The 22,235-nt window shown below is 64.3% G+C and carries 15 protein-coding genes; 2 read left to right on the top strand and 13 right to left on the bottom strand.

Translation table 11 applies throughout. The annotated features are described in order from the left end of the window. Positions 1–52 precede the first annotated feature (52 nt). The 6 genes from purD to prmA all read right to left on the bottom strand — a co-directional run bounded on the left by purD (position 53) and on the right by prmA (position 6,936). The gene (purD, locus tag ACPFMA_RS25720) at positions 53–1,348 is read right to left on the bottom strand and encodes a phosphoribosylamine--glycine ligase (protein ID WP_009398704.1); all 1,296 of its coding nucleotides are present in this window, start codon (positions 1,346–1,348) and stop codon (positions 53–55) included. A gap of 205 nt (positions 1,349–1,553) precedes the next feature. After that, positions 1,554–3,155 (bottom strand): bifunctional phosphoribosylaminoimidazolecarboxamide formyltransferase/IMP cyclohydrolase, encoded by a 1,602-nt coding sequence (purH, locus tag ACPFMA_RS25715; protein ID WP_009398706.1) that lies wholly within the window; start codon positions 3,153–3,155, stop codon positions 1,554–1,556. A gap of 78 nt (positions 3,156–3,233) precedes the next feature. Further along, the gene (fis, locus tag ACPFMA_RS25710; protein WP_003186237.1) at positions 3,234–3,554 is read right to left on the bottom strand and encodes a DNA-binding transcriptional regulator Fis; all 321 of its coding nucleotides are present in this window, start codon (positions 3,552–3,554) and stop codon (positions 3,234–3,236) included. Then, positions 3,551–4,564, bottom strand: coding sequence for a tRNA dihydrouridine synthase DusB (gene dusB, locus ACPFMA_RS25705; protein WP_009398710.1), 1,014 nt, complete (start codon positions 4,562–4,564; stop codon positions 3,551–3,553). The genes fis and dusB overlap by 4 nt, the downstream gene beginning before the upstream one ends. 175 nt (positions 4,565–4,739) lie before the next feature. Continuing rightward, positions 4,740–6,017, bottom strand: coding sequence for a DUF3426 domain-containing protein (locus tag ACPFMA_RS25700; RefSeq protein WP_425929063.1), 1,278 nt, complete (start codon positions 6,015–6,017; stop codon positions 4,740–4,742). 40 nt (positions 6,018–6,057) lie between these two features. Next, the gene (gene prmA / locus ACPFMA_RS25695) at positions 6,058–6,936 is read right to left on the bottom strand and encodes a 50S ribosomal protein L11 methyltransferase (protein ID WP_064301578.1); all 879 of its coding nucleotides are present in this window, start codon (positions 6,934–6,936) and stop codon (positions 6,058–6,060) included. Between the two features lie 160 nt (positions 6,937–7,096). On the opposite strand from prmA, the gene ACPFMA_RS25690 reads away from it, so the two are divergent. Next, the gene (locus ACPFMA_RS25690; RefSeq protein ID WP_425929061.1) at positions 7,097–11,053 is read left to right on the top strand and encodes a hypothetical protein; all 3,957 of its coding nucleotides are present in this window, start codon (positions 7,097–7,099) and stop codon (positions 11,051–11,053) included. A 194-nt stretch (positions 11,054–11,247) separates the two neighbouring features. Here the strand turns inward: ACPFMA_RS25690 and accC are convergent, their stop codons facing one another. The 7 genes from accC to ACPFMA_RS25655 all read right to left on the bottom strand — a co-directional run bounded on the left by accC (position 11,248) and on the right by ACPFMA_RS25655 (position 20,877). Beyond that, positions 11,248–12,591 (bottom strand): acetyl-CoA carboxylase biotin carboxylase subunit, encoded by a 1,344-nt coding sequence (gene accC, locus ACPFMA_RS25685; RefSeq protein WP_009398719.1) that lies wholly within the window; start codon positions 12,589–12,591, stop codon positions 11,248–11,250. Positions 12,592–12,608: 17 nt separating this feature from the next. Beyond that, positions 12,609–13,070, bottom strand: a complete 462-nt coding sequence (gene accB / locus ACPFMA_RS25680) for an acetyl-CoA carboxylase biotin carboxyl carrier protein (RefSeq protein WP_420058200.1) — start codon at positions 13,068–13,070, stop codon at positions 12,609–12,611. An 84-nt stretch (positions 13,071–13,154) separates the two neighbouring features. Further along, on the bottom strand, positions 13,155–13,604 hold the full coding sequence (aroQ, locus tag ACPFMA_RS25675) for a type II 3-dehydroquinate dehydratase (protein WP_009398724.1): 450 nt from the start codon (positions 13,602–13,604) through the stop codon (positions 13,155–13,157). Between the two features lie 177 nt (positions 13,605–13,781). Then, entirely contained in the window at positions 13,782–15,554 is a 1,773-nt protein-coding gene (locus ACPFMA_RS25670) for a protein-disulfide reductase DsbD (RefSeq protein WP_425929058.1), read from the bottom strand. A 121-nt stretch (positions 15,555–15,675) separates the two neighbouring features. Further along, positions 15,676–17,042, bottom strand: a protein-coding gene (locus ACPFMA_RS25665; RefSeq protein WP_425929056.1) for an IS3 family transposase whose coding sequence is annotated in 2 segments (ribosomal slippage) — positions 15,676–16,577 and positions 16,577–17,042 — 1,368 coding nt in all. Because the reading frame shifts where the segments join, the coding sequence is not laid out codon by codon here. Between the two features lie 148 nt (positions 17,043–17,190). Then, positions 17,191–18,579 carry a methyl-accepting chemotaxis protein gene (locus tag ACPFMA_RS25660; RefSeq protein ID WP_425930630.1) on the bottom strand — a complete coding sequence of 463 codons (1,389 nt, stop codon included), beginning with the start codon at positions 18,577–18,579 and terminating at the stop codon, positions 17,191–17,193. Positions 18,580–19,260: 681 nt separating this feature from the next. Then, on the bottom strand, positions 19,261–20,877 hold the full coding sequence (locus ACPFMA_RS25655) for a diguanylate cyclase (protein ID WP_425929054.1): 1,617 nt from the start codon (positions 20,875–20,877) through the stop codon (positions 19,261–19,263). Positions 20,878–21,164: 287 nt separating this feature from the next. On the opposite strand from ACPFMA_RS25655, the gene ACPFMA_RS25650 reads away from it, so the two are divergent. Continuing rightward, positions 21,165–22,235 carry a DUF2333 family protein gene (locus ACPFMA_RS25650; RefSeq protein WP_009398731.1) on the top strand — a complete coding sequence of 357 codons (1,071 nt, stop codon included), beginning with the start codon at positions 21,165–21,167 and terminating at the stop codon, positions 22,233–22,235.

Here is a 22,235-nt window from a genome sequence, read left to right as displayed (position 1 = left end):
CCGACCGGCCGCAAGGCGCGCCAGAGAGGCGCTGCGCCTGCGTGCCGACGGATTACTCCTGATGCTCGCCCCGCTCGCGGGCAATGGCACGGTAGCCAATGTCCTTGCGGTAGAAAGCGCCTTCCCAGTCGAGTTCCGCAGCCAGGCGATAAGCCTGTTGCTGGGCGGCCTCGACGGTATCACCCAGGGCGGTAGCGCAGAGCACGCGGCCGCCGCTGGTGACGACCTGGCCGTCCTTCAGGGCGGTACCGGCATGGAACACTTTGCCTTGCAGCGCGGCCGCGGCACCCAGGCCCTTGATCGGCGCGCCCTTGGCGTAATCGCCAGGATAGCCGCCGGCCGCCAGGACGATGCCCAGGCTCGGACGCGGATCCCAGACCGCTTCGACCTTGTCCAGGGCCTTGGCCAGCGCGGCCTCGACCAGCAGCACCAGGCTCGACTCCAGGCGCAGCATCACCGGTTGGGTTTCCGGGTCGCCGAAGCGGCAGTTGAACTCGATGACCTTCGGGTTGCCGGCCTTGTCGATCATCAGGCCTGCATAAAGGAAGCCAGTGTAGACGTTGCCTTCGGCAGCCATGCCGCGCACGGTCGGGTAGATCACCTGGTCCATGACGCGCTGGTGCACCTCGGCGGTGACCACTGGCGCAGGGGAGTAGGCACCCATGCCGCCGGTGTTCGGGCCGGTATCGGCGTCGCCGACACGCTTGTGGTCCTGGCTGGTGGCCATCGGCAGCACGTTGGCGCCGTCGACCATGACGATGAAGCTGGCTTCCTCGCCGTCGAGGAATTCCTCGATGACCACGCGCGAGCCGGCTTCACCGAAGGCATTGCCGGCGAGCATGTCGCGCACGGCGTCTTCGGCTTCGGCCAGGGTCATGGCGACGATCACGCCTTTGCCGGCGGCCAGGCCGTCGGCCTTGATCACGATCGGTGCGCCTTTTTCGCGCAGGTAGGCCAGGGCCGGCTCGATCTCGGTGAAGTTCTGGTAGTCGGCGGTCGGAATCCTGTGGCGGGCCAGGAAGTCCTTGGTAAAGGCCTTCGAGCCTTCCAGCTGGGCGGCGCCGGCGGTCGGGCCGAAGCAGTCCAGGCCACGCTTGCGGAACAGGTCGACGACACCGGCAACCAGCGGTGCCTCGGGGCCGACGATGGTCAGCGCGACGTTCTTCTCGGCGAAGTCGGCCAGTTGCTCCAGGGCCAGCACGTCGATAGCGACGTTCTCGCACTTGGCTTCGGTGGCGGTGCCGGCGTTGCCGGGGGCGACGAAGACTTTCTCGACCCGTTGGTCCTGGGCGACTTTCCAGGCCAGGGCGTGCTCACGGCCGCCGCTGCCGATGATCAAAACGTTCATGTGCAAACCTCGATGACGCTAATGCTGTTGGCTTTCATGGGAAAGGCCGGAGGGCAAGCCCGTTCCCACAGAACAAAACATGACTCTTGGGCTTTGCAGGGGCCGTGTGGGAGCGGGTTTACCCGCGATTACGTCGGTGAATTCACTACCGTAATCGCGGGTGAACCCGCTCCCACAGGGTCCGCGTCAAGCTTGAAAGCTGAAATCAATGGCGGAAATGGCGCATTCCGGTGAAGACCATGGCGATGCCGGCTTCGTCGGCTGCTGCGATCACTTCGGCGTCGCGCATCGAGCCGCCTGGCTGGATCACAGCGGTAATGCCCACTTTTGCGGCATTGTCGATGCCGTCACGGAACGGGAAGAACGCATCCGAGGCCATGACCGCACCCTGCACCTGCAGGCCGGCGTGCTCGGCCTTGATCGCGGCGATGCGGGCAGAGTTGACGCGGCTCATCTGGCCGGCGCCGACGCCGATGGTCTGGCGGTTCTTGGCGTAGACGATGGCGTTGGACTTGACGAACTTGGCCACTTTCCAGGCGAAGATCAGGTCGTTGATTTCCTGCTCGCTCGGGGCGCGGCGGGTCACGACCTTGAGGTCGCCCTCGGTGATCATGCCGATATCGCGGCTCTGTACCAGCAGGCCGCCGGTAACGCGCTTGTAGTCCCAGGCAGCGGCACGTTCGGCCGACCATTCGCCGCAGGCCAGCAGGCGCACGTTGGCCTTGGCCGCGACCACGGCACGGGCTTCCTCGCTCACGCTCGGAGCGATGATGACCTCGACGAACTGGCGCTCGACGATGGCGCGGGCGGTTTCGCCGTCCAGCTCGCGGTTGAAGGCGATGATGCCGCCGAAGGCCGATTCGGTGTCGGTGGCGTAGGCCAGTTCGTAAGCCTGGCGGATGCCGCCTTCAGGGCTGACCGCAACGCCGCACGGGTTGGCATGCTTGACGATGACGCAGGCCGGCTTGACGAAGCTCTTCACGCATTCCAGCGCCGCGTCGGTGTCGGCCACGTTGTTATACGACAGTTCCTTGCCTTGCAGTTGCACGGCGGTGGCGATGCCGGCTTCCGACGGCTTGGCCTCGACATAGAACGCCGCGCTCTGGTGCGGGTTTTCGCCGTAGCGCATTTCCTGGGCCTTGATGAACTGGCTGTTGAAGGTGCGCGGGAATTCGCTGCGGCCTTCGGTACTCAGGGTTTCGGCGGCCTGGTTCACGGTGCCCATGTAGTTGGCGATCATGCCGTCGTAGGCTGCGGTGTGCTCGAATGCCTTGAGCATCAGGTCGAAGCGCTGGGCGTAGGTCAGGCCACCGGCCTTGAGGTTTTCCAGGACGCTGGCGTAGTCGCTGGCGTTGACCACGATGGCCACGTCCTTGTGGTTCTTCGCAGCGGAACGGACCATGGTCGGGCCGCCGATGTCGATGTTCTCGATGGCGGTCGGCAGGTCGCAGCCCGGCTTGGAGATGGTGGCTTCGAACGGGTACAGGTTGACGGCGACCAGGTCGATCGGCTTGATCCCGTGCTCCTGCATGATGGCGTCGTCGGTGCCGCGACGGCCGAGGATGCCACCGTGGATTTTCGGGTGCAGGGTCTTGACCCGGCCGTCCATCATTTCCGCGAAGCCGGTGTAGTCGGCGACTTCGACCGCGGCGATGCCGTTGTCCTGGAGCAGCTTGAAGGTGCCGCCGGTAGACAGGATCTCGACGCCCAGGCCTTGCAGCTCACGGGCGAATTCGATGATCCCGGTCTTGTCGGAAACGCTGATCAAGGCACGGCGGATCGGCAGGCGGGTAGTCTGGTCGGTCATTTCAGATTCCATAACGCGGTGGAGTCAGCAAAAAAGGCGACCTCACGAGGAGTCGCCTTTTCTGGTTGGGGTTCATGCTTACAACAGGTCGTACTGCTTGAGTTTCTTGCGCAAGGTGCCGCGGTTCAGTCCAAGCAGCTCGCTGGCCTTGGTCTGGTTGCCCTTGACGTAGTTCATCACGCTTTCGAGCAGGGGCGCCTCGACTTCCGAGAGCACCAGGTTGTACACGTCCGTGACGGCCGCGCCCTCGAGGTGGGCGAAGTAGTTGTGCAGCGCCTTCTCCACGCTTCCGCGAAGGGTCTGGCCCTCTTCGCTCGGGGTATTGAGGTGCTGTTTCAGGTTGACGTTGTCGCTCACGGGCGTTGTTCCACTCACTAAAGTCTCGGTCATCATCGTCATGCGGCCACCCCTTGTCCGTCCTCTGTCTCAAGGCTCTGTTCGCGTTCGCGGAAGAACTGGCGAACGTCGGCGCATTGCGCGTGCGTGTCTTCCAAACGATTGAACCGGGCACGGAATTCACGGGCTCCCGGTAACGTTGCCAGGTACCAGCCAACGTGCTTGCGGGCGATTCGCACGCCCATTACATCGCCGTAGAAGGCATGCAGCGCTGCCAGGTGTTGCAGCAGAATCCCTTCCACTTCGCCCAGCTGTGGCGCCGGCAAGGTTTCGCCGGTGCGCAGGTAATGCTCGATCTCGCGAAAGATCCAGGGTCGCCCCTGGGCGGCCCGACCGATCAGCAGGCCGTCGGCGCCGGTGCTGTCGAGTACCTGGCGGGCCTTCTGCGGCGAAGTGATGTCACCGTTGGCGAACACCGGGATCGACACCGCCTGCTTGATCATCGCGATGGTTTCGTACTCGGCTTCGCCGGTGTACAGGTCAGCGCGGGTCCGGCCATGCACGGCCAGCGCCTGGATCCCGGCCTGCTCGGCGATCTTCGCCACGGTCAGGCCGTTCTTGTTGTCCCGGTCCCAGCCGGTACGGATCTTCAGGGTCACCGGCACCTCCACCGCGGCGACCACCGCGTGGAGGATTTCACTCACCAGCGCTTCATCTTTCAATAAAGCAGAGCCTGCGGCCTTGTTGCAGACTTTTTTTGCCGGGCAGCCCATGTTGATGTCGATGATCTGGGCGCCCAGCTCGACGTTGGCACGTGCCGCCGCCGCGAGCATCTGCGCGTCGCCGCCGGCGATCTGTACCGAGCGTGGCTCGGGATCGCCTGCGTGGATCATGCGCAGGCGCGACTTGCGACTGTTCCACAGGCTCATGTCGCTGCTGACCATCTCGGACACCACCAGGCCAGCGCCCATTCGTCGGCAAAGCTGGCGAAAAGGCTGGTCCGTGACGCCGGCCATGGGGGCCAGGATCAGGTTGTTCTGCAGTTCGTAAGGGCCGATGCGTACCGCCGACATAGGAGTTCCCTGTTGTGGGGCCGGATCATTAGAGTTCGAAAAAGGGTGGGCATGATACCCGCTCTCGATGACCGGATAAAGATGAATCTGGATAAAATCTGAACAGTTACGACGCGAGGACGGGACGCGGGCAACCCGCCGCCGACGCCAGAACACTGGCGCCGAAGGCCGGGAATCACTCGGGAGAGCGGAAGCTCAGGCTGTAGTTGACCGCTTTCGGGCCCGGATCGAGGATGTCCAGGGCGATGTGGATCGGCGTCTGGCTGGGCATTTCGTCCTTGCCCGCCAGTTCGCCGCCGAGATACTCGGCGGGCTTGAAGCGCCGGCTGGCGATCAACTGGCCGTTGAGGTCGGCGAAGCGCAGTTCCAGCAGCGGGAAAGGCTGGGAGAACGGCGCACGATTGTAGATGATCGCGTCAACTACCAGCGCGCCCTTGAAGTCTGGATGGCTGCGCACCACCAGGTTGCTGCTCTTGATCCGGGCGATATCCACCTTGGACGGCACCTCGCATCCGAGGCTCGGGCACAACTGCTGGAACCACGGACGGTATTGGTCCTGGCGGGCCAGTTCGTCGAAGTGATACCAGATGTACTGGCCTGCCAGGCCTGCGGCAGCCAGCAGGATCAACAGGCTCCACAGCAGTTTGCGGCCCAGGGTGCCCTGCGGTTTCTGCCAGTCGAGCTGGATCGGGTCGTCGACCAGGTCGACCAGGGATTCCTTGCGTGGCGTACTGCCAGCCGGGGGCAGGGCGCCCAGTTCCGGCTCGCGACGGTCGCTGCTGTCCTGGCCTGCCTCTTCCGGCTCGTCGTCGCGAGCCGACAGGCCGGCGCCGCTGTCGAGAGGCTCGTCGTGCTCTTCTTCGATCGCCAGCGAGCGCACCGGCGGGGTGTCATCGGGCTCCGGCAGGTCCAGGGACAGCGAAGGTTCGGTGCGGGCCTGCCGCTCCTCGACATCGTCACCCTCCGCTTCCAGCGGCGGTTCGTCGAGCGTCGGCGCCAGCGGATCGTGTTCCTCGGTGGTGGACAGGCCATCTTCCAGGCGCTCGTCGGGGTCGGCTTCGTCGCGCTTGGCGCTGAGGCTGTCGTCACGACGCGGGGAGGCGTTGAACGACAGGCTCGGCTGGATCTCGCGCTGTTCCAGGCGGGCCAGTTCGCTGTCCAGGTCAAGCTGGTCCAGGTCGACCTCGCCCCAGGCCGGCAGGGCCGGGCCTTTTTCAGCGGGGACGGGATCGCTCGCGGGTGTCTCGATGGGCGGCGCGGCCGGTGCTGCCCCGGCAGGCGGCATCAGCACCGATTGCAGCGACGCGTTCTGCTCCAGCAATTGCTTGGCGGCATTGAAGACCTGCAGGCAATTGCCGCAGCGCACGACCCCGCGGGCCACGCTCAACTGGTTGTGGCTGACGCGAAAGCTGGTCTGGCAATGCGGGCACTGGGTGACGAAACTGTCGGTCATGCGGCGATCCGGGGTGGGCTGAGGTGAAGTCTAGGTGCTGTTAACGGCGGCGACCACTGATGCGAACCCAGCCATCGCGCACGACGATCGGGTCCAGGTCGAAGTCCGCCGCGTAGGCCGCAGCCACTTCCTCGCCCTGCTCGGCAAGGATGCCCGAGAGCGCCAGCAGGCCGCCCGGGCGGACCAGGCCGCTGAGTTGCGGTGCCAGCGAGACCAGCGGGCCGGCGAGGATATTGGCGACCAGCACGTCGGCCTGCATCGCCGGCATCTGCTCCGGCAGGTACAGGTCGAAGTCAGCCTCGGCGATGCCATTGCGTCCGGCGTTGTCGCGTGAGGCTTCGAGGGCCTGGACATCGATGTCGGTGCCGGTGGCGCGGCGCGCGCCCAGCAGCAGGGCGGCGATGGCGAGGATGCCCGAGCCGCAGCCGAAGTCCAGCAGGTTGACGCCCTTCAGGTCCTGGCCGTCCAGCCACTCCAGGCACAGGGCGGTGGTCGGGTGGGTGCCGGTACCGAAGGCCAGGCCCGGGTCGAGCAGCAGGTTGACGGCGTCCGGCTCCGGCGCCGCGTGCCAGCTCGGCACGATCCACAGGCGCTGGCCGAAGCGCATGGGCTGGAAGTTGTCCATCCAGCTGCGCTCCCAGTCCTGGTCGGCGATCACTTCTGCATGGTGCTCGGGCAGCTCGGCGCCGGTCAGCAGTTGCAGGTGGGCGAACACCGCCTCGGGCTCGGCATCGGCCTCGAACAGGGCCAGCAGGTGGGTATTGGACCACAACGGCGTGGTGTTCAGGTCCGGCTCGAAGATCGGCTGGTCTTCGGCGTCCATGAAGGTCACGGAAACCGCGCCCACTTCCAGCAGGGCGTCTTCATAGGTTTCGGCCTGTTCCGGAGTGATGGCCAGACGAACTTGTAACCAGGGCATGGGGTACCTTCCACCAGGGGATTCAGCGCAGTGCTGCGAAAGCCCGCCAGTTTACGCCAGGCGCACGGCAAAGTGGATAACAACCCCGCTAACTATCTATCACCCCGTCGTGCCAAGGCTCGCGCAACCTGAGCTGCCTCATTCAACAAGGAGTCAGATGATGAGCATGAAGCTGGAGGATGGCGCGGCACGCCTGTCGCTGCTGCAACTGACACGCTGGGAACTATGGATCGACGGTTTTTTCGAGCGGCGGCCGTATTTCGCAGACTTCGCCCTTGAGCAGCTGATGGTTCACCTGCGCACTTATTACCCGGAAGGCGACGTCGCGCCCGGCTTCCCCCAGGCGCTGCTGCATGCCTTGTTGCAGCGCCTGATCGACGGGCAGTTGCCGGATTTCGACGCCGACCTGCACGGTCCCTTGCGCTGGCTCGCGCAAGCGGACCCTGAGGACGCGCAGAAGGGCTGGAACGAACGCCAGCAGACCGTGGCGCAGATCATCGAAGGTGCGGCGACCGGTGTGCTGGAGGATTATTGCCAGGCATTGCGCCGGCAATGGACGCAGCGCCCCGCCGGACTGGACGGCGCCAGTGCGGTGGGCGAGCGTTTCCTGGAGCAACTGGAAGCGCATTGCTCGGCGCTGAAGACGTTGTTCTGTGCCGAAACCCTCAAGCGCTTCGATGGCGACAGCCTGCTGCAGTACATCCAGGACCTGGACGCCCGCTGGCGCTCGCTGTTCGACGGCACCGGCAGCCTGCCCGACGCCGAGCGGCAGCAGATCGACGCCTTGGTGCGCGGGGCGCTGGGCGACTGGTTCAGCGCCCTGGACAGCGAAGAACTGGAGGTGCTGCGGCATTTCCAGCACCGCCATGGGCTACTGCGCGAGCAGCTCAGGTTGTTGCTGTACGGAGTCGACTCCCTGGAAGCCCATGCCCGCCTGGCGATCATCGACTACTGCCGGCTTGCCCTCGGCCTGGATATCGACCCCGACGAAATGCAGGTCCGCACCCGCGTGGAGCACCCCCGGTACCCGGTGGCACGCACCCTGCGGCTCGCCGCACTGGTGGCGGAAGGTCCCTTCGCCGCCAGCCCGGACAAGGTTCGCACCCTGCTGCGCGATCCTGGCGCGCTCAACCAGGTACTGCCAGCCGGTTTCCTCGACGAGTTGCTGCTGAATGTCGATCCGCGCGCCGGTTATCACCAGGCATTGGCCGAGCGTTATGCCAATCCGGACGTGTTCTCGGCCCTGCTCGATCTTAACGATATGCGCCTCCAGCAGAGCGCCTTCATCGCGCGGTGCAAGGGCCATCTGGGGGCCGAAAGCTATGCGCGGGTGCTGCGGGTGCGTGCCGGAAACGGCGTGGGGCGGGACGAGCCCGGCGACAAGGTTACCGGGGTATCCCAGTTTCCCGATGAGCCGCTGGCGCAACTGATGCTGTTCTATCACCAGGACGACGCTGGCCTGTTGTCCGGGCTGGTGTTGTATGCGCCCGGCAAGCCCGATGGCCAGGAATGGATAGAACTGGCCTCGCTGCGTGCCCTGGCCGTTGAGTTGGGGCAATGGCTGGCAGGCGAGGCCGGAACCCGCTACCTGCTGGACCGGATCAACGTGCGCGGGCAGTACAAGGCCGAGCAGTTCTATGCCGCTGTGCGTGAACGACCGGATGCCTGGGACCTGTCGCGCGACCATCGTGGCCCGCAGCATGGCTATGCCCAATGCTGCCGCTACCTGGTCGAGCTGGGGCGGGACAACCATCTGGAGCAGGTCGCCTGGTACGATGCGCCGCGCTGGTTCGCCGAACTGACGCTGGACGAGGGCAGGGTAATCGCCGGGCTCAACGAGAATCTGCGCCTGCTCGACCTGGCGATGCAGCACCAGGTTTCCGAGCAGGAAAGCCTGTTGGCGTTTTCCCGGCGCACGGTCAAGGCGGCGATCGCCGATTATCTTCGAGAATGCGGGGTAACCGACGAGGTCGACCCGGAAACCATCCTCTTCGATTTCTTCCCGGGGCTCATTTCTTCGGGAAAGACCACACGCACCCTGCTCGACCTGGCCATTTATGGCTATGACGACAATTGGGGCCTGGACAATCCGCGGATGCCGGTGCGCTCGTCCGTCGGCCAGGACCTGGGCAGGGTGCGCGCCGCCGAGCTGGTGACCTATGTGCGCAGCGCCTACATCGGCCAGGCGTATGCAGACTCGATTCGCGCGCGGTTCCTCGACCCTGCCGATCCTGAATATGCCAAGAGGCGGGCCCTGCATTTCGCCCTGGCGCAGACCACCTTGCGGCGCGATGTGCATGCCACCCACGGCAAGCGGATGATCAGTGACGGCGAGCGTGACTGGTTGCTCGAGGTCGTCGATAAACTGGGCGAGGTGCGCGAGCCCCAGGGCGAGTCGGCGGACAATATCGCTGGCAGCGGGCTGTTCCGCTTCACGCTTAACGGGCGCAATAGCACCGGGCTGTATGTGTTCCGGCGTATCGTCGGTGGCGTGGCCCAGGACTGGCTGTATACGCCGCAGGCACCCGACGGCCTGACCTTGCGCAAGTACCAGGGCTTCGTCGGTGCCGGCCGCGGCGCTTTGCACGACTGGTACCTGCAGCATGTGCGCTTCGTCGACCGGCCAAAGGTTTCCGAATGGCTGATGCAGTTGGCGAAGGGCGAGCGGCCCCGCGACACCCTGCGCGAGGGCAACCGGATCGTCGATTTCATGGCCGAGTACGACGCGTTCCTGGAGAGTCATGCCAGCGATATCGCGGCGGTGACCCGTAGTCGCCACGAGGTGATCGTCGAACAGGTGACCAAGGGCCTGCTATACGCGGCCTTTCCCCTGAGCCTGGCTTTTCCGCCGCTGGGCTTCGCCCTCGATGCCGTATTCATCGCCATCGGCAGCTACAAGGCGATCGCCAGTCATGTCGCCGATGACGATTCCGCGGCGCTGAACCATTGGCTGGGTGTGGCGATCGCGTTGTGGGGCATTGCCTTGCCGGGAGCCTGGGGGGCGCTGACCCATGCCTCGCGGGCGGGGCTGCGCAAGGCCAGCGAGGCTAGCCGCTGGAGCCAGTTGACCGACCAGGCCCGGCCGGGTATCCGCCAGGGCGAACGGGCGGCGGTCAGTGTCATGGACGAGCAACGAGCCTTGAGGAAGGTCCCGGACAACCTGCGCAGCATGGAGCGGGGCGGCATCTGGCGAGGAGTCTACAGCCGGGTCGGCGAAGATGGACGGGAAGCGTTCTACGTCAATGATCGCGGACGCTACTTCCAGGTGATCCACGACCCCGACCTGGACACCTTGCGTTTGCTCGATCCCCGCTACCCGCGGGCCCAGTACCGGGTGCCGATCCGCCTCGGGCCGGGCAACCGCTGGCAGTTCAACGAGCGGGTCGGGCTGCTCGGCGGGGCGCCGAGCCAGTATCTCGGGCGAGTCTGGGACGTGGCGGATGCCTTTGCCGCGCGGACCAATCCACTGCCGCAACGTGGTGTCCTGCAGGGCGAAGGGCTGATCGCGCGGTTCAATCCGGCGGGCAGCGACAATTATCTGTACTCGCTGAATATCGAATCCTGCGTCGCGGTCTGCCTGTACAACCCGGCGACCCGAGGCGGGGCACTCATCCATGTCGACCACAATATCGGCCGGCTGGTGGAGGACGCACTGGATACCGCCTTGCACGGCATTCGTCGTGGCGGGGAAGAAGGGCGGATCAGTGCGGTGCTGGTGGGCGGTGACTGGTTGTCCACGGCGGCGGATATCGGCGGACCGCTGCGTTCGGCCCTGGCGCGCCGGGGGATCCAGGCGCAGTGGGATCATTGGTCGTACTCGTCGTGCCTGGGCAATATCTACGGCGTGCGGTTCGACCTGGCGGACGGCGCGACCAGCGTGTTCACCTCGACCCGGTCCAGTGTGCAGAAGGTGCTCGATCCGATCCTGCTGGAGGCTTCGCTGGGCGGCAGCAGCGATATCGCCGTGCGTGCCCGGCGCTTCATGCAGCGGTTCCGCCAGGAGGTGCTGGTGCAGCGGCGTGACGGGCAGGTCACCACCCTGGGTGGCCGGCCGGCGACAGCGCAGCAGATCGAGGCGCAGGCTCTGCAACTGACCACCCTCCAGAACATGGCCTGACAGCATCAGTGAACCTGCTGGCCTCATCGCCGGCAACGCCGGCTCCCACAGGATTGGTGGTGCATGCGGTCCTTGTGGAAGCTGGCGTTGCCAGCGATGAGGTTCGCAAGAGCGCCATCACGTTTCGGAAAATAAAAAGCCCCGAACCTGGGTTCGGGGCTTTTCGCATTCACCGTGAAGCAAAACCGTCCGGATTACTCCGAGGCCAGTTTGTGCTCCAGGTAGTGAATGTTGACGCCGCCCTTGCAGAAGGCTTCGTCACGGACCAGCTCGCGGTGCAGCGGGATGTTGGTCTTGATCCCGTCGACGACGATTTCATCCAGGGCATTGCGCATGCGTGCCATGGCTTCGTCGCGATCCTTGCCGTAGGTGATCAGCTTGCCGATCAGCGAGTCGTAGTTCGGTGGAACCGCGTAGCCGCTGTACAGGTGCGAATCGACGCGAACGCCGTTGCCGCCCGGAGCATGGAAGTGCTTGACCGTGCCAGGGCTCGGAATGAACTTCTTCGGATCCTCGGCGTTGATCCGGCATTCCAGGGAGTGACCGCGGATCACCACGTCGTCCTGGGTGAACGACAGCTTGTTGCCAGCGGCGATGCTGAGCATCTCCTTGACGATGTCGATACCGGTGACCATTTCCGAAACCGGGTGCTCTACCTGCACGCGAGTGTTCATCTCGATGAAGTAGAAACGACCGTTCTCGTAAAGGAACTCGAAGGTACCGGCGCCACGGTAGCCGATTTCCACGCACGCCTGGACGCAACGGGCGAAGACTTCCTGGCGGGCCTTCTCATCGATGCCCGGGGCCGGGGCTTCTTCCAGCACTTTCTGGTGACGGCGCTGCAGCGAGCAGTCACGGTCGCCCAGGTGCACGGCGTTGCCCTGGCCATCGGAAAGCACCTGGACTTCCACGTGGCGTGGGTTGGTCAGGAACTTCTCCAGGTACACCATCGGGTTGCCGAATGCAGCACCGGCTTCGGTACGGGTCAGCTTGGCCGAGGAAATCAGGTCCTCTTCCTTGTGCACCACGCGCATGCCGCGACCACCACCGCCACCGGCGGCCTTGATGATCACCGGGTAACCCACCTCGCGGGCGATGGCCAGCGCGGTTTCCTCGTCTTCCGGCAGCGGGCCGTCGGAGCCCGGTACGGTCGGTACGCCGGCCTTGATCATGGCGTCCTTGGCCGACACCTTGTCGCCCATCAGGCGGATGGTGTCGGCGTTCGGGCCGATGAAGGCGAAGCCGGATTTCTCGACCTGCTCGGCGAAGTCGGCGTTTTCCGCGAGGAAGCCGTAGCCAGGGTGAATGGCCGTGGCGCCGGTGACTTCGGCAGCGGCGATGATCGCCGGGATGTGCAGGTAGGAATCCTTCGACGAGGCCGGGCCGATGCACACGGACTCGTCAGCCAGGCCCAGGTGCATCAGCTCGCGGTCGGCCGTGGAGTGTACGGCGACGGTCTTGATACCCAGTTCCTTGCAGGCACGCAGGATACGCAGGGCAATTTCGCCGCGGTTGGCGATCAGAACTTTTTCCAACATCGCAGGCTCTCCGCGGTTCAAACGATGGTGAACAGCGGCTGGTCGAACTCAACCGGCTGACCGTCTTCCACCAGGATGGCGTCGATGACGCCGCCGATATCGGCTTCGATGTGGTTCATCATCTTCATGGCTTCGACGATGCACAGGGTGTCGCCCTTCTTCACCGCCTGGCCGACTTCGACGAAGGCTGGCGAGGTTGGCGAAGCCTTGCGGTAGAAGGTACCGACCATTGGCGAACGGATCACGGTGCCCTTCAGCGCAGGAGCAGCGGCGGCAGCCGGAGCAGCGGCTGGAGCCGGTGCGGCAGCTGGAGCGACGGCGGCGGCAACCGGCGCCGGGGCCGGCGCGTAGTACTGCTGGGCTGGAGTCTTGCTGTGGCGGCTGATGCGCACCGACTCTTCGCCTTCCTTGATCTCCAACTCGTCGATGCCGGACTCTTCCAGCAGTTCGATCAGTTTCTTGACTTTACGAATATCCATTAATCATCAACTCCCAATATTTGGTCAGGGTCGTATGAACGTGATTCAAACGTTCCGGTAAGCCCGGCGATGGCCGGGCTCGCGTTATTCGGATTTGGCGGCCAGGTGTTCCAGGGCGGACTCCAGGGCCAGGCGATAACCGCTGGCGCCCAGGCCGCAGATCACTCCTACCGCGACATCGGAAAAGTAGGAGTGGTGACGGAACGGCTCGCGCTTGTGCACGTTGGACAGGTGCACTTCGATGAATGGGATGCTCACCGCCAGCAATGCGTCACGTAATGCGACGCTGGTATGGGTGAAAGCCGCCGGATTGATCAGGATGAAGTCCACGCCTTCGTTGCGCGCGGCGTGGATCCGGTCGATCAGTTCGTACTCGGCATTGCTTTGCAGGTACTGCAGATGGTGGCCGGCGGCGCGGGCACGCTGCTCCAGGTCCTGGTTGATCTGCGCCAGGGTCACGGCGCCGTAGACGCCGGGCTCGCGCGTGCCGAGCAAGTTCAGGTTGGGGCCGTGCAGCACCAGTAGGGTCGCCATCTGCGCATCCTTTGATTTTTGTAGGACATGAATACAAGCGCGGCGACTATGCCGCAAAGAGCGGAGCACTGTCCAGTTAACTGCAATAGCCAGCACGATGACCGAGATTCGCGCGAAATATGTGACTATTTTGTTAATCCCGGTCATCCGGCCGCATGTTTGCGCGGCCCCGGGAAGTTATAGACGCAGATCGGCACGGATGCGCTGGAGATGTTCGGCGAATTCGCCGGCGTTGGTCTCGCCTACCACGCGCGCGGCAGTGTTTTCGCTGCCGTTCGCGGCAAAGAACAGCAGCGCCGGCGGGCCGAACAGCTGGTAGCGGTCCAGCAGGGCACGCTGTTCGGCGCTGCTGCGGGTGATATCGAAGCGTACCAGCCGGTATTCCCCGAGCAATGGCAGCACGTTCGGTGCATTAAGCACCTCGCGTTCGATCACCTTGCAACTGATGCACCAGTCGGCATACCAGTCGAGCACCAGCGGTTGGCCGGCAGCCTTGGCTTCGGCAAGGACGCGGTCGAGGTCGGCAGGGCTGTCGATGGTTTGCCAGGTGTCGCTCTTCACCTGGCTGGCGACCCCGGCATTGCCCGCAGCGGGCAAGGGACGCAGCGGATCGCTTTGCCCGCTCAGCGCGCCATACCAGCAGGCCACGGCGTAGACCAGCAGGAACAGACCGAGCAACTGGGCCAGGCGCTGGCGCGGCGCCTTGTACCCGAATTCCAGGGCGCCGAGGAACAGCGCCACCCCGGCGGCCAGCAAGCCGACCAGCAGCAGGGTGACCTGCCCCGGCAGCACCCGGCTGAGCAGGCCGATGGCCAGGCCCAGGAGCAAAACGCCGATGGCGTTCTTCACCGTTACCAGCCATGGCCCGCTTTTCGGCAGCCAGGCTGCGCCGCCCGTTGCCACCAGCAGCAACGGTGCGCCCATGCCCAGGCCCAGGGCGAACAGCTTCAACGCGCCGCCCAGGGCATCGCCGCTGGCGCTGATATACAGCAGGGCCCCGGCCAGCGGCGCGGACACGCAAGGCGAAACCAGCAGGCTGGACACCACGCCGAGGATCGCGGCGCCGAGCAGCGAGCCGCCCTTGGTGTTACCGGCAACGCGGTCCAGGCGGTCGTTAACGGCGCGCGGCAGTTTCAGTTCGAACAGGCCGAACATGGCCAGGGCGAACAGCACGAAGAACAGTGAAAACGGCACCAGCACCCAGGCCGACTGCAAGCGTGCCTGCAGGTTGAGGCTGGCGCCGAACAGGCCCATCAATGCACCGAGCAGGGCGAAGCAGGCAGCCATCGGCAGCACGTAGGCCAGCGACAGGGCGAGGCCGCGCAGGCCACCGACCTGACCACGCAGGACCACCCCGGAGAGAATCGGCAGCATCGGCAGCACGCAGGGCGTGAAGGTCAGGCCAACCCCGGCAAGGAAGAACAGCAGCAGGCTGTTCCAGGTCCAGGCTTGCTTGGTTGTCGCTGCCGGCGGGCTTGCGGTTTCGCTGCCGGCAATGCTCAGCCGTTCGGTTTCCGGTGGGTAGCAAAGGCCCTTGTCGGCGCAGCCCTGGTAGGTCACCACCAGGGTGAAGGGGCGTTGATCGTCGGTACGTGGCAGGTCGATATCGAGGATGCCGTGGTACACCTCGACATCACCGAAGAACTCGTCGTGCTTGGCTTCGCCGGGCGGCAACTGCGGTGCGCCCAGGGCGATATCGGCCGGTTCGGTGCGGAACTGGAAGCGGTGGCGGTAGAGGTAATAGCCTTCGGCGGGGACGAAGCGCAGCTTGATGGTCTTGCTGTCGCCGTCGATCAGGTTGAGCTTGAAGGCTTCGCGCACCGGCAGGAAATCGGCGCTGTTGTTCAGGGACGGTGCGCCGAGAGTGGCGCTGGGGCGGCTGTCGAACAGGCCGGCGCCCATGGCGGGCAGGGCAAGGGCCAGCAGCAGGAGGCAAAGCAGACGACGCATGGTGGGCTCGCGGGGTGGGGCGGAAATTCCCGCATCATAGCGGAGTCTTGGGGGATACGCAGAAGCCCGTTGGATTGCGCGAATGAGCTGCGCCCCGGATGTTGGACACTTTTGTCTAAAGCTATGCGGCTTGTGCTCTGTACGCTACAGGGCTCAGGCCGCCGAGCTTCATCTTGATACGTTCGTGGTTGTAGTAGCGGATGTAATCATCAATCCCAGCGCGTAATTGCTCGATGCTCTCAAATTTCTCGCGGTAGAAATACTCGGACTTCAGCGTGCCGAAAAAGCTTTCCATCGCCGCATTGTCCAGGCAGTTGCCCTTGCGCGACATGCTCTGTTCCAAGCCCGCTTCTTTCAAGCGCTGGCGGTAATCCGGATAGCGATAATGCCATCCCTGATCTGAGTGCAGCATCGGCTTACTGTCAGCCGGCAGCTTCTCCAGCGCTCGTTCAAGCATCGTTCCCACCAGGGTGTAACGCGGCCGAGTATCCGTTTGATAGGCCACGATCTCCCCGTTGTACAAGTCCAGAACTGGCGACAGATAAAGCTTTTCTCCAGCCACCTTGAACTCGGTAACGTCTGTCACCCATTTCTGATTCGGCTGATCAGCAGCGAACTCCCGGTTCATGGTGTTCGGCGATGCTTCGTCCATCAGCACTCTGTACGACTTGTATTTCTTCGGTCGTACCGTGCACTTGAGGTCCAACTCGCCCATGAGGCGGCGCACTTTCTTGCCGTTGATCACGTGCCCTTTCTGGCGCAGCGCAGCGGTCATGCGACGATAACCATACCGGCCCCTGTGGTGCTCCTGAATGCCCCGCATCGCCTGTTTCAGTGGAGCGTACTTATCCTCGGCGCCCTCGTCCCCGAAGTAGGTGTAGTAAGTGCTACGAGGCAAACCAGCAGCGATCAGCAGGTATTTCAGCCTGAACTGTCGGCGCAGCGCGGTAATCAGCTGGGCTTTTTCCTTACTGCCCGGGTCTGCCTGAGCTTCGCCTCCTCTAACTCCTCGAGCTTTTTTAGGTAGGCGTTCTCCGCTTCAAGCATGCGAACTTTCTCTAGTAACTCTTTGGGCGAGAGGTCCTCGTTACGCACGGCTGCAGGCTTGGAGGACTTGGCGGAAGGCTTGGGCATGGTGCGGGTTGAACTCTTTTCTACAGAAAGCTGGTTTGCGAGCCCGTCACTGTAATACTGGCGCAGCCATCTGCCCAGCTGACTAGAGTTACCTAGGTTGAACAACGCTGCGGCGGCGCGCTGAGAAAGACGGTCATTTAGCATGCGGTGAAGCACCGTAATCTTGAATTCGGCGCTGTGGCGCTGATGGCGATGCTCAAGGCTGGACCTGCCGTGTTGCTGATAGGCCACGACCCAACGGCGAAGCAAGGTGGGATCTATCTGGAACTGGTTCGCCACATGACGGAAACCTCGGCCTCGCTTGAGGAAGGCTTCGATGGCGGACAACTTGAACTGCTTTGAATACTTGGTCATGCAAAACACCCCGATGTTGGATTTTTTGTCCAACATCCGGGGCGCAGCTCAGAACCCTGTGGGAGCGGGTTCACCCGCGATGACGTCGGTGGATTCACTACCGCAATCGCGGGTGAACCCGCTCCCACAGGGTATGTGGTGCGCCTGATTACAAACGGAAAGCCCGAACCGCTGTATTCAGTTCCCCACCCAAGCGCAACAACTGTTCGCCCTGGTCGCGCCCTTCGCCGATGCGCTGCAGGTTGTCCTCGCCCAGGCCATGAATCCGTTCGCTGTGGTCGCGAATCTCGCTGACCGCGCCGCTCTGCTGCGCCGTGACATCGGCGATGCGCTCCGCCGTGTCGGCGATGGTCTGGATCGCCATGACGATTTCATCCAGCGCGCCATCCGCTGCCTGGGCCTGGCTGGCCGTGGCTTCGGCGTGCTCCAGCTGGGCGCGCATGCCTTCCACCGACTCCTGGGCGGCTTGTTGCAGGCGGCTGATCAGGGTCTGGATCTCGCCCGTGGCGCCGGTGGTGCGTTGCGCGAGGGAGCGCACTTCCTCGGCCACCACGGCGAAGCCGCGGCCCATTTCCCCTGCTCGCGCGGCCTCGATCGCCGCGTTGAGGGCCAGCAGGTTGGTCTGCTCGGCAATCGCGCGGATCACCGTCAGTACCCCGCCAATGGTCGCCGACTCCCGGGCCAGTTCCTCGACCACCTGGGCGTTGCCCTGTACCTCGTCCACCAGCTTGCGCAGCCCGGTCAGGCTTTGGCCGATCACCGCCTGGCCTTGTTGCACCGCTTCACCGGCCTGGCGGCTGGCGTCGGCGGCCTGGCTGGCGTCGCCGGCGACCTGGACGATGGTGGCCTCCAGTTCGCCAAGGGCATCGCGGATCTGCGCGGTATCCCCGGCCTGGCGCTCGGCACCATCGTGCAGGGCACTGCTCATGCCGGCCAGGGCGTGGCTGCTGCCGGCAACCTGCTCGGCGTTGTGGCGGATGGTCCCGACCAGTTCCACCAGGTAATCGCGCAGGCGGTTGAGCGAGTTTTGGATATCGTGCATTTCGCGGTTGCTCGGCGGCAGGTCGATCGCGCTGCTGAAGTCACCGCCCGCCCAGGCCGACAGCGCCGGGTCGAGGGCCGTAAGGACCCGCGCCAGACGTCGTTGCAGGCGATCGATCAGCAGCGCGATCAGCAGGATCAAGGCAATCATTACCCCCTGCATCAGGCGCACCTCGCTCTGGATCTGGCCATGCTGGCTGCGCACGCCGGGCTCAAGGTCGGCGATGGCCTGCTGTACGGCGGCAATGCGCGAACTGGTGGTCGCCGCCAGTTCGCCGCGACGCTGGATCAGTTCACGGGTGCGTTGCAGCTCGGCCGGGTAGCGGCCGATCAGGCTGTTAAGTTCGCGGCGCAGGCCGATGGCGGTGTCTTCGGCCTCGCTCTTGGTTTGGCTTTCCAGGCCCATCATCGCGGCGAAATCATCGGAGCCGGAGGCGCTGGCCTGTTTGACCCCCAGCAACGGCAGGGCATCGAGGATCCTGGCCTGTTCGGCCATGAGGTTCAGCTCGCGCTCGACTTCCTCGGCCAGTTCCGCACGACCGCTGCTGACCAGCTTGTCGCGGGCCAGGGACAACCGGCTCAGGTGCAGCCCGGCTTCGAACAGCGGGGTGGTGTAGCGCGCCCCTTCCGGGTTGTTGCCGTTCTGCGCGTAGCGCAGCCATTGCTCCAGGTTGGCGCCCAGCTCGCGCTCGGCCTGTAGCAGCAGGGCCTGCGGGTCGCCCGCCAGTTTGCCGGCGGCCAGCAATTCGTTGCTGGTGAAGGAGACCAGGCTGTCCAGGCTCGGGCGTACGCGCTGGGCCAGGTCTTCCGGCATGTGCTTGAGCTCTTCCTGAAGAGCCTGGGTGGCCTGCAGCGCGGTAGCGTGCTGCAGGGCATCGCCACTGCCGAGGTAGGTCTGGATGTTGCGTGCCACCTGGTTCTGGAACTGCTGGGACAGGCCCAGGTAGCGCTCCATCAATAGGTAGGGGCGCTCCAGGGCCTGTTGCGACCACCAGAGGGTGGCGCCGAGGGCCAGGCAGACCAGGACCAGTAACAGGGTATTGAGATTGGTGAGCAGCTTCAGGCGCATGTGCTTGACTACCGACGGCTGGAAGGCAAGGCACTGAAGTTATTGCGATTTTATGACGCGGTTATGACGACGCGGTCGGTCAGGTCAAAAAAAAGTGGCCATTTGACTTCACAGCTCGACCCGCACCACCCGATTGCGTCCGGCACCTTTTGCGCGGTACAGCGCTTCGTCGGCAGCGGTGGCCATGCTCAGGGCGTCGAGCGCCTCGCTAAGGGCCACGACCCCGGCGCTGAAGGTGCAGAACAGGTCCTGCGGCTGGGCCGGATAGTGTATTTCGGCAAAGCGCTTGCGGATCTCGTCGAGGACCTTGTGCGCGGCGTCCAGATCGGTGTTGGGCATGACGATGGCGAACTCCTCGCCGCCGTAGCGCCCGATGAAGTCGGTCTTGCGCAGGCGCTGCTTGAGAAACAGCGCCAGGCTCTTGATCACCCGGTCGCCCATGGGGTGGCCGTGGCTGTCGTTGACCTTCTTGAAATGGTCGATATCGAGCATGGCGAAGCTCAGCGGCCGGTTCTCGCGGCGGGCGCGAAAGCTGCAATCCTCGAGCAACTGAAGGATATGGGTGTGGTTGTACAGCCCGGTCAGGCTGTCGCGGACCATCCGTGCCTTGAGGTTGCGCGCCCTGGCGGCGCGATTGCGCACCGTGGTGATGAGATGGCGCGAGCGGATCGGCTTGGTCAGGAAGTCGTCGCCGCCTTCGCTCATGGCGTCCAGTTGCTTGTTCAGGTCGTCCTCGGCGGACAGGTAGATGATCGGCACGCTGACATAGCGGTCGTTGTGGCGGATCACCTTGGCCAGTTCGGTGCCGGTGCAAGCCGGCATGTACATGTCGAGGATGATCAGGTCGGGCTGGAAATCCGCCAGCTCGACCATGGTCTGGATCGGGTCGGTAAGGGTGCGGGTGACGATCCCGGCATTGTTCAGCAGGCGCTCGGTGTGCAGTGCCTGGGCCCGGGAGTCGTCGATGATCAGTACGCGAAAGGGCTCGTACTGGGTGACGCTGGTCAGCAGTTCGACCTTTTCCAGCAGGCTCGAGGCTTCCAGGGTTCCGGTGAGGAATTCCTGACCGCCGGCGCGCACGGCGGCCAGGCGGGTCGGGGTGTCGGTTTCATGGAGGCTGAAGAACAGCAGCGGGACCCGTTGCTCCAGGCCCTGTTGCGCCTGTCCGGCCAGCAGCAGGCCCTGGCCCTGGCCGCCAAAGTCCACGTCCATGACGATGGCCGACGGCAGGCGCTCGCCCATCGAGGCGCGGAAGGCATCGGCGGTGTGCAGCGCTTCGACACCCAGGCCGAAGAACTCCAGTTGCTTGGCCAGGCGTTCGGCGCGGTCGTGGTCCTGGAGCATGATGTAGACCGGTTTGCGCAACGGCGGCAGGGTGGTCTGTTCCAGGCGGTCGCCATTACGCAGGCCGGTGCGCGACAGGCGCTGCATCAAGCGGTTGAGTTCGCTGATCAGGTTGCTGCTCAGGCGCGCGCTGTTGGCCTCGACCGCGTCCAGGGTCTGGCCGATGGCTTCGGCCAGTTGCGTGTGTTCCGGTTGCTCGAAGCGCTCGGCGTAACGCTGCAGGCGCAGGTTGGCCTCGCACAGTTCGCCCAGGTCGCCGGTGGACCACTCGCTACGCTGCAGGCGTTGCCAGATTTCCAGGATCTGCCGGGCCTGGTGGATGACCCGCTGGGCAAAGTGTTGCTTCAGTCGCTCACGATTGGGGTCTTCTGGCTCGGTCATGTCCTGACTACTTCTTATTAAAAGGTGAGGCAGTTCGAGTGATGGCTCTATGCTAGCACCACTTTCGAAGCAATCGAGTGCCCTGCATCAATTTTTTGACGCCGGAGATTCATTCAGTTCGTGACCCTATGGTCGCTTATGCGATCCTGCGCCCTTGCTTTATAGTGGCCGACACCCGGACCGCCCCTGGCAGCAGTGCATCCGCCGAGTTTCGCGATGCGCTGGCACCAATGCCCGGCCGCTGCGGTCGAACCCTGCACATGCCCTGACTGAATAAGGACAACGCCATGCTGGACTGGAAAAACCGTAAAGGTGGCGCCGAGGCGCGCGAGGAACGCAGCGCCAGGCGCGAATCGGCGAGCGGCAGTTACTTCCGTGGCCTGCTCAGCCGTTCGCTGGGCGCGCTGGTCGGCCTTTACCTGGTGGTCACCATCGCCCTGGGCTGGTACTGGAGCGAGGAGCCGGACCTGTTCCCGGTCCAGCAGAACGCCCAGTCCGCGGCCGAGCGCAACGGCCAGCAGATGGTGGTCGGCTACACCACTATCGAAACCCTCAAGACCGTCGCCGGTACCCTGCTCAACAAGCCGGGTGGCTACATTTCCAACGACCGTTTCCCGCCGGGCCTGTGGATGGACAACATGCCGAGCTGGGAATACGGCGTGCTGGTCCAGGTCCGTGACCTGTCCCGCGCCTTGCGCAAGGACTTCGCCCGTTCCCAGTCGCAGTCCACCGAGGATGCCGACCTGGCCAAGGCCGAGCCGCGCTTCAACTTCGACAACAAGAGCTGGATCCTGCCATCGAGCGAATCCGAGTTCGAGGAAGGCATCAAGTCGCTCAACCGCTACCAGACCCGCCTGGCCGCCGGCGACTCGGGCGCCATTTTCTACACCCGTGCCGACAACCTGAACAACTGGCTGGGCGACGTCGCCACCCGCCTGGGTTCGTTGTCGCAGCGGCTGTCGGCCAGCGTTGGCCGGGTCAAGCTGAACAGCAACCTGAAGACCGAAGTGGTGGTACCGGGCCAGGCGCCGCAGGTCGACGAGGAACTGGTGGAAACCCCATGGCTGCAGATCGACAACGTCTTCTATGAAGCCCGTGGCCAGGCCTGGGCCCTGTCGCACCTGCTGCGCGCCATCGAGGTGGACTTCGCCGACGTGCTGGCGAAAAAGAACGCCACCGTCAGCGTGCGCCAGATCATTCGCGAACTGGAAGCCTCCCAGGAGCCGCTGTGGAGCCCGATGGTGCTGAACGGCAGCGGCTTCGGCATGTGGGCCAACCACTCGCTGGTCATGGCCAACTACATCTCCCGGGCCAACGCGGCGGTCATCGACCTGCGCCAGTTGCTGTCGCAGGGCTGA

This window comes from Pseudomonas sp. NyZ201, from assembly GCF_049860765.1.
In the GTDB taxonomy this organism is placed as follows: domain Bacteria; phylum Pseudomonadota; class Gammaproteobacteria; order Pseudomonadales; family Pseudomonadaceae; genus Aquipseudomonas; species Aquipseudomonas bharatica.
The sequence above is the reverse complement of the archived record's forward strand: the minus strand, read 5'-3'. Positions and strand labels throughout refer to the sequence as shown.

Bases quoted from the DNA above. Each gene is read 5' to 3' on its own strand.
- purD (WP_009398704.1), bottom strand. From the start codon at position 1,348: ATGAACGTTTTGATCATCGGCAGCGGCGGCCGTGAGCACGCCCTGGCC.
- purH (WP_009398706.1), bottom strand. From the start codon at position 3,155: ATGACCGACCAGACTACCCGCCTGCCGATCCGCCGTGCCTTGATCAGC.
- fis (WP_003186237.1), bottom strand. From the start codon at position 3,554: ATGACGATGATGACCGAGACTTTAGTGAGTGGAACAACGCCCGTGAGC.
- dusB (WP_009398710.1), bottom strand. From the start codon at position 4,564: ATGTCGGCGGTACGCATCGGCCCTTACGAACTGCAGAACAACCTGATC.
- ACPFMA_RS25700 (WP_425929063.1), bottom strand. From the start codon at position 6,017: ATGACCGACAGTTTCGTCACCCAGTGCCCGCATTGCCAGACCAGCTTT.
- prmA (WP_064301578.1), bottom strand. From the start codon at position 6,936: ATGCCCTGGTTACAAGTTCGTCTGGCCATCACTCCGGAACAGGCCGAA.
- ACPFMA_RS25690 (WP_425929061.1), top strand. From the start codon at position 7,097: ATGAGCATGAAGCTGGAGGATGGCGCGGCACGCCTGTCGCTGCTGCAA.
- accC (WP_009398719.1), bottom strand. From the start codon at position 12,591: ATGTTGGAAAAAGTTCTGATCGCCAACCGCGGCGAAATTGCCCTGCGT.
- accB (WP_420058200.1), bottom strand. From the start codon at position 13,070: ATGGATATTCGTAAAGTCAAGAAACTGATCGAACTGCTGGAAGAGTCC.
- aroQ (WP_009398724.1), bottom strand. From the start codon at position 13,604: ATGGCGACCCTACTGGTGCTGCACGGCCCCAACCTGAACTTGCTCGGC.
- ACPFMA_RS25670 (WP_425929058.1), bottom strand. From the start codon at position 15,554: ATGCGTCGTCTGCTTTGCCTCCTGCTGCTGGCCCTTGCCCTGCCCGCC.
- ACPFMA_RS25660 (WP_425930630.1), bottom strand. From the start codon at position 18,579: ATGGCCGAACAGGCCAGGATCCTCGATGCCCTGCCGTTGCTGGGGGTC.
- ACPFMA_RS25655 (WP_425929054.1), bottom strand. From the start codon at position 20,877: ATGACCGAGCCAGAAGACCCCAATCGTGAGCGACTGAAGCAACACTTT.
- ACPFMA_RS25650 (WP_009398731.1), top strand. From the start codon at position 21,165: ATGCTGGACTGGAAAAACCGTAAAGGTGGCGCCGAGGCGCGCGAGGAA.